This window comes from Pseudodesulfovibrio indicus (assembly GCF_001563225.1).
Lineage (GTDB): Bacteria > Desulfobacterota > Desulfovibrionia > Desulfovibrionales > Desulfovibrionaceae > Pseudodesulfovibrio > Pseudodesulfovibrio indicus.
Window position 1 is genome coordinate 17,433 of the sequence record NZ_CP014206.1, and the last position, 12,553, is coordinate 29,985.

Consider the following 12,553-nt stretch of genomic DNA (forward strand, 5'->3'; position numbering starts at 1 on the left):
AGAGCCTGTAAGCGCCTCCCGCTGCCCTGACGGCATGTCTGCCGAGGCAGACTCAGTCGGGCTGCGCTTCGACGCTTGAAACAGGCTCTAGGCCCCGGTTTCCGAATGACCGCTCTCCGGGCGAAGACCCTCCGAGCGTGAGGGGGATGGCGGAAGAGGGAGAAGCGCGGTAGTGATGTCCGCGCGTCCGCGTCTGAGGTTTTGCCTGTTGTGGTAGACTGTTTTGCGCTTTTACAGCGCCTTACTTTTTGGCTTGCGCCCCAAAAAGTAAGCAAAAAGTGCGCTTGCGGTGCGGCGGCGCGGAAACAGTGGCCAAGAGCCTGTAAGCGCCTCTCGCTGCCCTGACGGCATGTCTGCCGGGGCAGACTCAGTCGGGCTCCGCTTCGGCGCTTGAGACAGGCTCTAGGCCCCGGTTTCCGAATGACCGCTCTTTGAGCCGGGAATGTCCGAGCGAGAGAGGGCGTGCGGAAGAGGCGGAGTGCGGGGAGGCCGAGGATTTGGCGGGAGAGTGTACGGATTTTCTTTTTATGGATGAGAGGAAGAGGGAGGAGCGCGGTGGGTTTGGGCCGCGCGTCCGCGTCTGGGGTTTTTCCTGTTGTGGGAGACCGTTTTGCGCTTTTACAGCGCCTTACTTTTTGGCTTGCGCCCCAAAAAGTAAGCAAAAAGTGCGTTTGCGGTGCGGCTGCGCGGAAACAGTGGCCAAGAGCCTGTAAGCGCCTTTCGCTGCCCTGACGGCATGTCTGCCGAGGCAGACTCAGTCGGGCTGTGCTTCGGCGCTTGAAACAGGCTCTAGGCCCCGGTTTCCGAATGACCGCTCTTTGGGCTGGGATTGTCTGAGCGTGGGAGGTAAGGCACGAGAGGGAGTAGCGCGGTAATGATCTCCGCACACGAGAGGGACGGTGAAAGAGGTGGAACACGCCCTGGCCGATTCAACTCCAGACCATCCCCTCCCGCGCCTTCGAGGCGCAGCCTCAAACAGCCGTCACCCCCAAACCTTCGCCCATAGCACCCCTGGAGCGCCTTGGGGCGCAGCCCCAACAGCGGCTCTCATCACCCACCCCCCGGCCCAACGGACCTCCCATGGAGCATCTTTGGGGCACAGCCCCAAACAGCGGCTTTCATACCCCGCCGCTCCGACCGAAGGCCCTCCCATGGAACACCTTTGAGGCGCAGCCTCAAACAGTGGCTCTCCTACCCCGAAGTCCCGTTCGAAGGCCCCTCTTCCTTCGCCCTTCGTACCGTCAAGCAGCAGGGAGCGAGCCCTGTTCTGGACGCCTAGAAGCCGACCGCGAAGGGGCGGCGGCTCCGCTCCCGTGGCACCTCGGTATTCCATAAAAGGTGCGTTCTCGTGGAGGCTCGCACTCTACTTTTGATCGGATGGAGCCGCCCCGAGCGGATCGGATTCTCAGCGGCCAAACTGTGGGCGGGGATGACCCCCCGGCGTTTCTTTGGTTCTTTCTTTTCGCCCGGAAAAGAAAGAACCCCGCCGGGAGGGCTCCAAAAAAACACGGAGGAGCGCCAGCGACGGCTCTCCTCTTCCTCTTCTCTACTCTTCTCCTCTCTCATTCTCTCACCCTCTCATCCTCTTCTTCCCCCGCTAACGACTCACGGGATAACTAACGGGTACGGGTGAGATAATCGGGATCATCCGGGACCATCCGGGATATACCGGGACGGTCGATTCGGAAACGGCGTTACATATAATGAAATGTAAAATCAGAATGGCAAGGCGTGTTGCTTGACGCGGCGGCGCTCACCTTCTCTACGGAGAATACGGTAGATGTGCTGCGTTGACAATCCGTACTTGATCGCCAGTTCTTCCTGGTTGTCGCCGGTGAACTCGTCGTAGATTTGAGAGTCCCTAGTGCGAATTCGACCGATCATGTCCATGGGGATATAGAAGTTCTGCCCTCCATAAGCCTCGCCGACGTAATCCGCTACATCCGCACCGAACTCTTCAGCTTGAGCTTTCGGAATCTTAAGGTCCTTCCGAGCCCGGTCGGCGATACGGTCGGCCAAGTCAATCAAGAGTGCCGCTGCGCGCTGTCTGGTTTTGGATTCGTTGCTCATACTACCCCACGCGTTGCGACCATTTCTTGAGCGCCTCAATGATACCGCTGGCCTGGTAATGATTCAGCCACCGGTAGGACTCGACGCCGGATGCTTTGCCGCGCCGGGTCATGCGTTTGACGTAGGCATTGATGGCCGCCTCACTCGGATCGCGGACAACTCCGGCTTCATGGAGCGCCTGCCAGAGCGCCCAAATCTTTTGAGCCTGGGCGTCGGGCCGGGACGGTCGTTGCTTTGCACTGTTGCCCGCCATGACGTCCAGGTGAGTCACGAGGTCCTGGAGCTGCTCCATGGTCAGGTCAGCCGTGGAGGACTGTTTGTACCTATCCTCCAACATAAAACGATAATCCTCGTCGGGCATGACCAGGACGCGCTTTTGCAGCGTCTTGGCCTTGCGTATGAGGTTGGTCCTCCAGGTTGATACCGTCGTCATTGGCCGTCTCCTAGGTTGCTTGCTACGCGACGCCCTTGCGGGCGTTTCGTCCCTACGGACTCGTCAGGCGCAGATGATTACAGATCAAGCGCGATTGACCTGAAAATGGAACTGCGGGTCCATCCAGGTATCCACTTCTTTTTGAATGTCGGGGTAGTCGCTGGGCGCAGGGCCGTCGGGAAGGGTGGCTATGACCCACCCGGCCTGAAAGAAATCCCAACGAATCATGTAGGGCAGGACCTGCCCCTTATCATTGTACGCGACGAGGGGAACGGAATAGGTGTCGCCGTAGAAATCAAGTTTGTCCCGGTTGGGGGTACTCCATAAAGCTTCCATGGTATCTCCTACGTGGGTTTAATTCGGTTCAATGAACTTGATATTGCCTTCCAGGAAATCTCCATCGGGAACGATGTAAAAGCCTGCATCGTCGAATTTGATGGTCCCGGTACGGCCCTGGTCGTCTGTCACGCGGTCGCCGACAAAGAGTTCGGTCCCGTAATCGTCGAAGGTGAAATTGGTACACATATCGACTACAAAATTACGAGTCACAAGGGGTCGCGCCAGGCAAGGGCCGGTTGCCGGACTCCATGGAGAGGCGCAGGGTGGCGAGGATCTCGCTGGGCAGTGTGCGGTAGTTGCAATGCGCTGCCTCGGTGAGCGCGTCCAGGATGTCGATGTCCTGGGCAAAATCCAGCGCGACCTTGCGCGAGGCGGGAGCCGCGTCCGTCTTCGGTTCGTCCTTCTTCTGGTTCTTGACACACTGGTGACAGTGGGTCTTGGACAACAGGGTCTTTTCCAGTCCGCAGCCTGCGCAAATCCCTACTTTCTTGGTTGTCATATGTCCCTCCTGGGGCGTTGGTGTTCCTTTTGCTTTAGGTTCAAATCGGGTCAGCTCCTGGCCGTTGCTCTCGTCCCACTGCATCCAATCTTCGCAGCCGTTGCACTGAGGCGGTCTGCCGGGGCCTCCGCTGCCGCAATTGGCTTGGCCGCCCCATTGTGGACGTTTGCGGAGTGCTTCACAGTCTTTGAGCGTGATGGTCAGATGGAGCTTGTTGCAGCGGTAATGGAGCATTACTATCCCTCTTGCAGTACGGTTCGCTGGGCCGCGTTCAGCGGCTTCGAAAGAGGAACCGCCCGGCCATCGCGCAATCCGTTCAGCAGATCGCGGTCGCGGACCTTTCGCTTTTTGGGCTCACGGTGTCTCAAGTCATCGGGCATTTCCGCCTCGATGGCGCTCTCCTTGACAGGCACCAGGGCCGACTCCGTGACCGGGGTGACCTTCTTTTGGGCCTGGAGCCGCTTGGATACGGTGTAGACAACGCCGTTCAGATACGAAATGCGGGCCGCGTCCCTGGACCGGTTTGACCGCAGCCTCCGGCACTGCTCGCGCAGGTATGTTGAGCCCATGCGCAACAGCGTCCTATAGAGGTAGTGGAACGTCCAAGCGCACACTTCCTGATCCGCGCCGACCCCGACGAAAACGGTGTGGCCATCAGCCGAATGGAAGTAGCGGCAATCGAAGGCGTCCGCTGTGTGATTCGCCAACGCAAAGGCCCAGTCCTCCAGGCGCTGGCGCGTCCTGGCCTTGGCCCGCTCGGCCTTGGTCTCCCGCGTCTCTTGCTCGGGAATGTCCGACATGGCCAGGTTGTATTCCGACAACAGGGCTTGTGCCTTGGCTGCCGCCGCTGCCGCCTCGTGTTCATTGTCGGACGAAGCCAAGCTCAACAGCTTCTGGATTTTCTTGATGATATGGGAGTGGTCCACGGCACTACTCCTCGTCCAGGAACACGATGAGGCCCTGGGCAATCCAGGCTTCGGGTACGAACGCCTCATGCGTATGGCCGCAGTGCGGGCAGCGCAGGTTGAGGCGCAGCCACCAGGCGTCCTGGTCGCCGGGTAGAGACCACGGTCCGAGCATGGTGTCCCTGGCCTTGACGCGCCGGTCTATCCGGGCCGTGGCTCCGGCTATGAACAGGCCGCATCGGTCCTCAGGAGCGTCCTGGCGAAGCGTGATCTGCTTGCCGGGGTAGTCCTTCTTGAAGCGCGGTGCATCAGCCATGGACCTGCTCCTTCCGTATGCGCAGCATCCGGTCCGGCTCCACTCCCTCGGGCAGGGCGCAGGGGCCGAGCTCGCAGCCCATGCAGAACACACCATCGATGTCGCGCAGCTCGCGGGCGATGGCCGCCCCGGAGCCCTTGCACTTGTACCCGGCGGGCATCCACAGCGGCAGCGGCTGGGAGCCGCTCAACTTGGGTTTGTCCTCTTCGCGGAGGTACAATTCCTTGCGTATCTTCATGCTCCCTCCTACCTGTCCGGGGTGCCGTATGCGTTACTCAGGAGCCAGGCGGGGATGTCGACATCAAGGACATCCCCCCGCACCACACCGTCCGGGAACTTGACCTGGCTGCGGGGCAGCCAGGTCTTGATGCCGGGATTTTCAATGCGGACGAGGACCGCCTCGGTGGTCGTGGCCATGACCTCGACGCGCCGGGTGCGGAGTTCGACAGGCTCGGCAGACCGTCCCGTGAGTATGGCTTCGTTCTGCGCCACCAGCCGGTCCATGACCTCGCACTGGACCTTGGTCAAACCGCCATCCTCGCGGGCGTTGGTCAGCAGCTTGACAAACTCCTTGGTGTTCCGCTGAAGGCGCATGACCTGAGCCTCAGCGCCTCTCAGCGGTTTGCAGCGCGCGCAATCGCTCATGACTCACCCCCGACGTTCTCGTCGTTCGGCTCCAGGAAGAACTCGTCCGAGACTACCCGGCGCATGCCAACGGATTGCAGCTTGGCGTCGGTCCAGTCCCGCATGACGGTCTTGTCCACGGACTCTTTCGTCTTGATGGCTTCCATGATATTCAGCTCGCGGAGTCGCTCCAGGACATCGGACAGGTTCATCTTCGCAATGGTGAGCAGCTTGGTAGCCTTGCGCCAGCCGAATACGCCATACGGCGTTTCCAGGCTCTTGCGCCCCTTGAACAACTGATCCTTGTTCAGGGTCGCATAGGTGCACACGGCGTCGCCCAGCTCCTTGATGGTGGCCTTGAGCGGCTCCATTTCGTTCACCGCGTTGGTCTTGATGGTGTCGATGTTCTCCTGGGCGTCCAGTTCGATCGCCTTGATTTTCCGGGTCAGTCGGGCCAGCGAGAGCATGGCCTCCTCTGCCTGGTTGGCCGTGGTGATGACCAGGGTGTTGGGTTTGGTTCTAGCCATGAATTCCTCCTGCAATCTGTTCGGTTTCAAGCTTGGCAACGTCCTTGCTAACTTCAAGGATCAGGTTGCAGATGCCGTTTGCCCTTTCAACGGACACGGCCGCCATGTCTCGCTGGATCAGTCCTTTCAGCTCCAGGGCCTGGCGGGCGAGACTGTGACTGATGGAACCGTTAGGCATGCTCCAGGCCCGGTTGCCGGTCTGTCGCCGGGTCTCGTTTTCAGGGACGATTTCGAGTTTCATGATCCGGCCTCCTAAACTTGGTTAACGATTTCGGGGGTGACCTGCGGGGAGCCCACGTTGGCGGCCAGGTTCATGGCGGCCACCACAAGGTTGCCCACGGCCAGGGGATAGACCAGGGACACCGAGTCGTTGACGCCCGAGCGGCTGGTAGCGCCGGTCAGATTGGAGCGCAGCGCCTCGATGGCGTCGGCGGTGATGATCTTTTCCGCGTCGGCCTCGACGCGGGCAAAGCGGAACTTGATGTACTCGGGCAAGGAACCGTTCATGGGGCGCAGTTCTATCTTCTCGCAGCGCTGGACCACCTCGCGGACCTGGGCGTTGCTTTCCGACAGCTTGTGCTTCAGTTCGGGCTGGCCGAGCAGGATGATGGACAGGAGCTTGCGGAAGCCGTCCTCCAGCTCCAGGAACCTCTTGAGGTGCTTGAGCGTGGTGATGGGCAACCCGTGCGCCTCCTCAATGATCAGGCAATGGGAGGCCCCGGCGTTGGCGGAGTCGCGCAGGACGCGGTGCAGTTGGCGGAACCGGGCCTCGGGCGAAGACTTGAGCGCCTCGGACGGGGCCACGGTGGCCAGGACCGCCTCTGCCAGATGTTGCGCCTTGAGCGTCTTGCCGGTCTTGTCGTTGTCCTCCATGGCCAGGACATACGGTTCGATGATGTGGACGGCTTGCTTCTCGCGGTTGATGCGGTCCACCAGCTCCTTGCGCAGCGTGGACTTGCCGGACCCGGACTCGCCGATAACGGCAATGAATCCACCCTTACGGGCGGTGAGGAACATGGCCTCGCGGACATACCGGATGTCTGCCGAGAGGAACACTTCCTCGGGGCCGGTGACCTCACCGAACGGGTTGCGGACCAATCCGAAATGACGCTTGGTCTCCGGGAACAGTTCCTGTCTGGCTAACAACATAGGGGTCTCCTCCTGGGTTGTGGCGACGGCAGCCGCCGGTTTGCTTTTGCGCGTGGACGGGGAGCGGAACAGGGCCGAGACCCGGTTGCTGCCGACTCCGGCATCCCGCAGTTGCTTGCGGATGTTCGACTGGAGTTCCTTGCGGTCCAGGCTCTTGGGCCAGTTGTCGCGGTTGACGATCTCGTTGACCGTGGCCGGGCTGAGGGCCAATCCTCGGGCCAGAGCGCGCTGCGAGAGGCCAACCTCCTTCATCAAATATTTCAGCAGGCTCATGATCTCCCCCCGTTGGCCACCAGCTTGAGCGGCGCGGGCGTAACGTCCCGCTTGGCGAACCGGGCCTCGATGGACTCCATTTCGTCCACGGGGACGCCGTCCGGGTAGCGTTGCGTGAGCCATGCGTAGGACTCGCCGGACCACTGGTCGCCCAGGCGGGCGCGCAGCTGCATGGCGGCCTCCACGACGGTCAGCGGCGGCAACTCCCGGCGGCTCGCGTCCAGGCCGAGATCGCGGCCCCGCTTGGGCAGGTATTCGGGGGCGGGCTTGATGTCGGCCATGACGTCCACGCCCTGGGGGGCGCGGGGGTGCTTGGCGTCCGTGCCTGCCGCTTCGTCGATGGCCTTGACGTGCCGGTCCGCAATGGTGTCCGGCTGAGCCTGGTAGTCCTGCCCGAACACCGGGCCGTCTTCCCAAAAGCCGACATCGTTCTTGCGCACCGGCTCCACGGTCCAAACCGGGTCTTCGGGCAGGGACGGATCGGGCACAACTACGTCCACCGCAGGAGCGCGATAGGGGTTAACCACCACCTGTACTCGCATGCTCGGCACCACCGGCAACATGCGCAGGTCGTACTCGTTTTTCCCGAAGCCTTTAACCGCGTGGGTTATGGTCAGGGAGTCGGTCACCTTGGCGGGGACGGGCTTGGTCGTGACCAGCTCCCGGCACAGCTCCAGGGCCGGGGCCAGTCGCAACTGCGCCTCGGTGATGGTCAGCCAGACATCGTTGCGCGACTTGCCGGTCCTGGTGTGGATCGCGCGGGCGTTGAAGTGCTGCGCCCAACGGTTTGCCGCATCCTGCAACTCGGCAACGTCCTGGACGCGGAGGAAGGTGAGCCGGGATTCGAACTTGGTTTCAACGATGTTGTTGCCGCATTCGACGGACCCCTTGGCGCGCGGATTGCCCGCCTGGTGGGTGTCCCATTTCACGCCCAGCCTCTCCAGCAGGTTGGTGAATAGGTGGGCCGTGTTCGCGCTGCCCTTGTCCATGATCAGCATGTCCGGCACCCCGTGCATGGGGTCGCGCAGCCCCCGGTCGCTGATGGCGTCCAGGAAGACGTCCACCAGTCCCTGGGCCGATTCGCCGGGAGCCTGCACGTACTTGACGTAGATGGTGCCGGAATAGTGGTCGGTAATGACGTAGCGCCACACCCGCTCCTGCTCGTGCTTGCGGAAGTTGTGGAGCTTGTTTTTGTAGAACTTGCTCTCCTCCATCACGCTCAACCCGCCCTTGGGCAGGTAGAATAGAACGCACATGGAGGGGTCCACCTGCCAGACGTGGTTGGGATGTAGAGACCGCATGTGTACGTGCGCCTTCCCCTGGGCCAGCATGTCCGGGTGGCACCCGTACCGGCGCATGGCCCTGCTTATGGTGGTGGTGGAAACGTCGGCGTCCTCGAACCCGGACTCCTTCATCATGTCCCTGGCGTCGGTCATGTGCATGATCCGTTTGCCGTTTTCGCGCGTGGCCTTATGCATCAGGTGCGCCACGGCCAGAGCCGTGTCCTCGGACACGGTCAGCCGCCCGGCGTCGGCCCTCCGCTTGCGACCCGAGGTCCAGCCGATCTCGGACTTGAGCTTGCGGTATACGGTCTGCTCGGAACAATTCAGGAGGCGCGCGGCCTGGCTGACCAGGCGCTGCCGCTGGCCGTGCCCGGCCTCGTCCAAACGGGAGGCCAGGGCGCGGAGGGTGTCGAGGACGCCGAGCTTGACGGTCATGATCTACCAGCCCCGCCCGGTGGGAATGTTGGTCCGGCCAGCTTCCAGTTCGTCCAGGGCAGTCTCGCGCATCCATTCCGGGCTGACTTCTTCCTCGAAGTCCACCGGGATTTCGTGCTTGATCAACACGGCGTTGACGGCCCGGCAGTAGTTGCCGACAGTGCCCACCGCATGCTGTGAGGTGTGGACCGATACGTCGTGGCTGTTCAAGATCGCCTCGACCTGAACCAGCAGTTCGTTGAGCCCCACCAGGGCCGCCATGTACGCCTTCTCCATGGCCTGGACCGCCTCGGCCTCGCGCGCCAGGCGCAGCTCCAGATCCGCGTCCTTGGGCAGGCTCTTGAGCCGGTACAGCTCCTCCTCGGTCTTGGCGAGCCGCTGGCTCTTGTCCTCCAGCAATTTGCCCCGCGCCTCATGGTCGGCGGCAAGGTCCTCGCGTTCCTTCCTGGCGGCCTCGCGCTCGGCCTGGTTGCGGGCGGCCAGGTCCTCCAGGATCGTGAGGACCTCTTCCTTGCTCTCGGACTCGATGGCCTGCTTGACGATGGCCTGCTCGGCCTCGGGCAACGCCTTCAAGGCGCGGTAGTCTCGGTTACGGAAGCCAATACGTTCAGCCGCTTCGTAGAGGTCGGCTCCAAGGGCCTGCATGTGCCCGGAGAGCTCTTGCAGGCGGCGATAGGATTTGCCGAGCTTGGCCCCGCAGAATTCTTCTAAAGTCTGAAACTGTCGCAGGTTTCCGGACTCGTCGTGGTAGTGAAGTTTTTTGTAAGCCTTTTCTTTTTTTACTTTTTCAAAAATTTGCACGAGCATAGAATCTGCGACGTTCGCATAAAACAGGGTCGCATCCAGTCGGCCCAGGTCCCGGAGTACTCCTTCGACGTCCATAACGGCCTGGATGGCTGCCGAGGCGGTGTGCTGCACGTCGGTCAGGGCCGCGCTGCGCTCGGGCGCGATCTCCGGGATCAGGGGGGTGTCGATCCGCCAGCCTGACCATGATTTCGCCCAGGTGGTGGGAAGCTGGTCCGGTACGCCGGTGGGGCCGAAATAGCTGACCAGCACCTGGTAGCCGGACAGGGCCGCGCTCTTGACGTCCATGGTGGTGACAACGCTTCCGGCTATGGTGGCCAGGGCCTCGTCAGTAAGCTGCTTCTCGTTTTCGATCTCCAGGGACATAGCCATGCTGACGGCGGTCACAGCTCTCTCCTGCAGCGCCCCCAGTTCGTCTTCGGTCGCTGCGGTATTGGATATAAGCTCCTGCAAATCCAGGCTGCCCAGGATGTCTTTGGCGTTGACGAGCTTTCTAGTTGCCATGACGCGCCTCCTTGAGAGCCAGGAGCAGGCCGAACAGTGCGCCGCATGTCTGCAACCCCTGCACGATGCCGGACAATCCGATCTCGACGCCGTTGGCCTCGATAGAGCAAAACACTGCGTCCGGGAGCACGCCACGAATCTTGCGGCACAGAGCCGGTCCCGAGGCACCCAGTGCGTAGACGGCGGGGTTGCCCTGCTGGTCGGCCAGGATGCGGTTGAGCGTCAGCTCGGTGTTGTTCTGGATGTACATCTCGTCAGCGGTCAGGTCGTCTTGTAGGATAATTTTGTTAGACATCTAAGGTGTCTCCTTCCTAGTTGTGCGCGCCCGCCATGACGCGCTGGTTGATTTCGCGGATGCGGGAGGACGCCCGGTCCATTTCGTTGGCGTGGGCCTGGGCGAGCTGCAAGACGCTGATGTGGTGGGCATAGCGCCCGGAGGGCAGTTGGGTGACCCACCCCTCCTCGGCCAGGACGGCCAGGGCGCGGGAAATGTTGACGGGCGTCTCGTCCAGGGCCTGGGCGATCTCGCCGTTGGCCAACCCGTCCAGGGTATGCCCCTTGAGCAGGGCCAGAACGCGCAGGACGCGGCGGGAGGAGGTGGACTTAGCCATGGGCTTTGGCCTCCGATCCCGGATTCACCGGGTACAGGGTGGCGGCCACGAACCCACCGGCCAGGAGCAAGGCCACCAGGTTGGCCCGGTCGTCCGGCCTGGGGCAGATGGTCCGCAGGTCGGCATCGGTGATGACGCGCTGTTCGATCAGGGCCAGGGCCTGGCGCATGCGCTGCATCTGGAGCGTATCCGCGACGGTGATCGGCTTGTGGTGCATGGCCTCCTCCTGTTGTTTGTGGATGCCGGTTCCTCCTGCTATGGTCGGGGCGGACAAACCACGGGCGCTCTTCGGCGCTCGAACCGCACAGGAGGAACCGGAAATATGAGTAAAATTGATCGAGCCTTGCAGGTGCGAATCCTTGAACACCTGGCCTCGTTCCACCCGTGCGAAGCGCCGCGCGGAACATGGGAGAACCTTCTGGACCTGGCCGAAGGCGACGAGCGGAAGCTGAGCTCCAACATGGTCTACCTTGAGGAGCATGGAATGCTTGTCAGCGGTGTCCGCATGTCCGGAGACGAACCGATGGTCTCTGTTTCCGCCATAAGGATTCTCCACGATGGCCAGGATTTCCTGCAAAAGGACGGCGGGCTTGCGGTCGTCAAGAGGACCGTCACCGTGCGTTTCCATGCCGAATGCAGGGATATGATTGAATCGTGCGTCAATCACAGTTCTCTAGCCCCCGCAGATAAGCGTTCTGTTTTGCAAGCACTTCGAGAGCTTCCCGCTTCCTCCATAGAACATTTGACGCGCATACTATGGGAGAAGGCGGCGGAGAATGTGCCGGAACTACTTCGACTAATAGGAACACATGTTCTTTGACCGGGGGGCGTTTGACGGTTGCCGGATCGATCTTCACCCCCAGGGGAATGAGGACTTCCTCACCCTTGTGCCAAACCCTGTCACGGTTGCGGAAGCGGCCCCACCCGGCGAACTCGCCCAGGTTGACCCAGAAGTCTTCCCGGTCGCGCTCCAGTTCGATGGTCAACGCATTCTCGTGGAATATGGCGCAAATGAATGGAATACTGTTCATCCCCTTTGCTCCCAGACCTTGCAGCGGATATCGGAGCGCTTGGGCCAGGTGGAGTCGGGGGCGTGGCATTCTCCGCGTCCGGCGTCGTCGGACAGCAGGAAACGGCAGGTGGCGCAGGCTCTGGTGTTCGGGTCAAGGGCGTCCTCGTAATAAGGACACGCCGGTGTCGTGGCATGACCGGCCATGCAGAACCGGGAACCAGCACCGATGTGCAGACAGCCTACCGTGTGTTCATAATGGGCGCACCCGCCGCAAATTCTACTCATGACAGCCTCCTACCTCTTGAGCTTGGCCCAGGCGGCTTTGCGCGCCTCGGCTCGTTGCTTTGCCTCGGCCTCGACAAGGCCGAGCTCGTAATAGATCGCCTGATCCTTATCCAAGACGACGAGCCCGGCGGGCTCCAGGGCCGCGCGGGCGATGCCGGGGTCTCCAGTGACGATGGACAGGGCCGCCAGCTGATCCAGCGGGATGCGTCGCTCGCTCTTGCCTTGGGCGGCCCAGTTGTTGACGGTGTGGACCGTGACGGTCTCCCCGGTCAGCCTGGTCAGCTCGTCGGCCACGGTGTCGCGGGACAGCCCACACCGGTCCAAGGCCTGGCGCAGGGCCTCCTTGACGGCCCCGGACGCCCGCAGACTCTCGGCTCCGCGTTCCTGGGACGGCAGGCTGGACAGCGGCAGGGTCAATTGGACCATGCCTGCGCCTAGTTTTTGTGGCTTCCTGGACATTGTTTTCCTGGGCAGTGCCGGGTAT

20 protein-coding genes are annotated in these 12,553 nt (G+C 61.8%); 1 reads left to right on the forward strand and 19 read right to left on the reverse strand.

The window, feature by feature from the left end; translation table 11 throughout:
• Window positions 1–1,716: 1,716 nt before the first annotated feature.
• The 17 genes from AWY79_RS00075 to AWY79_RS00150 form a co-directional block, all read right to left on the reverse strand.
• Entirely contained in the window at window positions 1,717–2,070 is a 354-nt protein-coding gene (locus AWY79_RS00075; RefSeq protein ID WP_066798899.1) for a Mor transcription activator family protein, read from the reverse strand.
• A gap of 1 nt (window position 2,071) precedes the next feature.
• Window positions 2,072–2,503 (reverse strand): regulatory protein GemA, encoded by a 432-nt coding sequence (locus AWY79_RS00080; RefSeq protein ID WP_066798902.1) that lies wholly within the window; start codon window positions 2,501–2,503, stop codon window positions 2,072–2,074.
• Between the two features lie 84 nt (window positions 2,504–2,587).
• Complete coding sequence (locus tag AWY79_RS00085; RefSeq protein WP_066798905.1) at window positions 2,588–2,839, reverse strand: hypothetical protein; 252 nt, start codon at window positions 2,837–2,839, stop codon at window positions 2,588–2,590.
• Between the two features lie 18 nt (window positions 2,840–2,857).
• Complete coding sequence (locus AWY79_RS18915; RefSeq protein WP_158509826.1) at window positions 2,858–3,028, reverse strand: hypothetical protein; 171 nt, start codon at window positions 3,026–3,028, stop codon at window positions 2,858–2,860.
• 13 nt (window positions 3,029–3,041) lie between these two features.
• The gene (locus AWY79_RS00090) at window positions 3,042–3,341 is read right to left on the reverse strand and encodes a hypothetical protein (RefSeq protein WP_066798907.1); all 300 of its coding nucleotides are present in this window, start codon (window positions 3,339–3,341) and stop codon (window positions 3,042–3,044) included.
• 236 nt (window positions 3,342–3,577) lie between these two features.
• Window positions 3,578–4,267: a DUF2786 domain-containing protein gene (locus AWY79_RS00095; RefSeq protein WP_066798909.1), complete on the reverse strand. Its 690-nt coding sequence runs from the start codon at window positions 4,265–4,267 to the stop codon at window positions 3,578–3,580.
• A 4-nt stretch (window positions 4,268–4,271) separates the two neighbouring features.
• Window positions 4,272–4,562 (reverse strand): hypothetical protein, encoded by a 291-nt coding sequence (locus AWY79_RS00100; RefSeq protein ID WP_066798911.1) that lies wholly within the window; start codon window positions 4,560–4,562, stop codon window positions 4,272–4,274.
• Entirely contained in the window at window positions 4,555–4,800 is a 246-nt protein-coding gene (locus AWY79_RS00105; protein WP_066798913.1) for a hypothetical protein, read from the reverse strand. The genes AWY79_RS00100 and AWY79_RS00105 overlap by 8 nt, the downstream gene beginning before the upstream one ends.
• Window positions 4,801–4,808: 8 nt before the next feature.
• A complete protein-coding gene (locus AWY79_RS00110; RefSeq protein ID WP_066798915.1) occupies window positions 4,809–5,156 on the reverse strand; it encodes a hypothetical protein in 348 nt (115 codons plus the stop codon).
• Between the two features lie 47 nt (window positions 5,157–5,203).
• Window positions 5,204–5,713, reverse strand: coding sequence for a host-nuclease inhibitor Gam family protein (locus tag AWY79_RS00115; RefSeq protein ID WP_066798917.1), 510 nt, complete (start codon window positions 5,711–5,713; stop codon window positions 5,204–5,206).
• Entirely contained in the window at window positions 5,706–5,954 is a 249-nt protein-coding gene (locus AWY79_RS00120) for a hypothetical protein (protein ID WP_066798919.1), read from the reverse strand. Before AWY79_RS00120 ends, AWY79_RS00115 begins: the two co-directional genes overlap by 8 nt.
• A gap of 11 nt (window positions 5,955–5,965) precedes the next feature.
• Window positions 5,966–7,135 (reverse strand): AAA family ATPase, encoded by a 1,170-nt coding sequence (locus tag AWY79_RS00125; RefSeq protein ID WP_066798922.1) that lies wholly within the window; start codon window positions 7,133–7,135, stop codon window positions 5,966–5,968.
• A complete protein-coding gene (locus tag AWY79_RS00130; protein WP_066798924.1) occupies window positions 7,132–8,853 on the reverse strand; it encodes a DDE-type integrase/transposase/recombinase in 1,722 nt (573 codons plus the stop codon). Before AWY79_RS00130 ends, AWY79_RS00125 begins: the two co-directional genes overlap by 4 nt.
• A 3-nt stretch (window positions 8,854–8,856) precedes the next feature.
• Entirely contained in the window at window positions 8,857–10,161 is a 1,305-nt protein-coding gene (locus AWY79_RS00135) for a hypothetical protein (protein ID WP_066798927.1), read from the reverse strand.
• Window positions 10,151–10,456 carry a hypothetical protein gene (locus tag AWY79_RS00140; protein WP_066798929.1) on the reverse strand — a complete coding sequence of 102 codons (306 nt, stop codon included), beginning with the start codon at window positions 10,454–10,456 and terminating at the stop codon, window positions 10,151–10,153. The genes AWY79_RS00135 and AWY79_RS00140 overlap by 11 nt, the downstream gene beginning before the upstream one ends.
• 16 nt (window positions 10,457–10,472) lie before the next feature.
• A complete protein-coding gene (locus AWY79_RS00145; protein ID WP_066798930.1) occupies window positions 10,473–10,772 on the reverse strand; it encodes a helix-turn-helix domain-containing protein in 300 nt (99 codons plus the stop codon).
• Entirely contained in the window at window positions 10,765–10,989 is a 225-nt protein-coding gene (locus AWY79_RS00150; protein WP_066798931.1) for a hypothetical protein, read from the reverse strand. Before AWY79_RS00150 ends, AWY79_RS00145 begins: the two co-directional genes overlap by 8 nt.
• A gap of 105 nt (window positions 10,990–11,094) precedes the next feature.
• Between AWY79_RS00150 and AWY79_RS00155 the strand changes: the two genes are divergently transcribed.
• Window positions 11,095–11,592, forward strand: a complete 498-nt coding sequence (locus AWY79_RS00155) for a hypothetical protein (RefSeq protein WP_066798932.1) — start codon at window positions 11,095–11,097, stop codon at window positions 11,590–11,592.
• A gap of 207 nt (window positions 11,593–11,799) precedes the next feature.
• On the opposite strand, the gene AWY79_RS18585 is transcribed toward AWY79_RS00155, so the two are convergent.
• Both AWY79_RS18585 and AWY79_RS00165 read right to left on the reverse strand, forming a co-directional pair.
• On the reverse strand, window positions 11,800–12,069 hold the full coding sequence (locus AWY79_RS18585) for a hypothetical protein (protein ID WP_133987424.1): 270 nt from the start codon (window positions 12,067–12,069) through the stop codon (window positions 11,800–11,802).
• A gap of 9 nt (window positions 12,070–12,078) precedes the next feature.
• Window positions 12,079–12,495: a hypothetical protein gene (locus AWY79_RS00165; protein ID WP_066798934.1), complete on the reverse strand. Its 417-nt coding sequence runs from the start codon at window positions 12,493–12,495 to the stop codon at window positions 12,079–12,081.
• Between the last annotated feature and the right edge of the window lie 58 nt (window positions 12,496–12,553).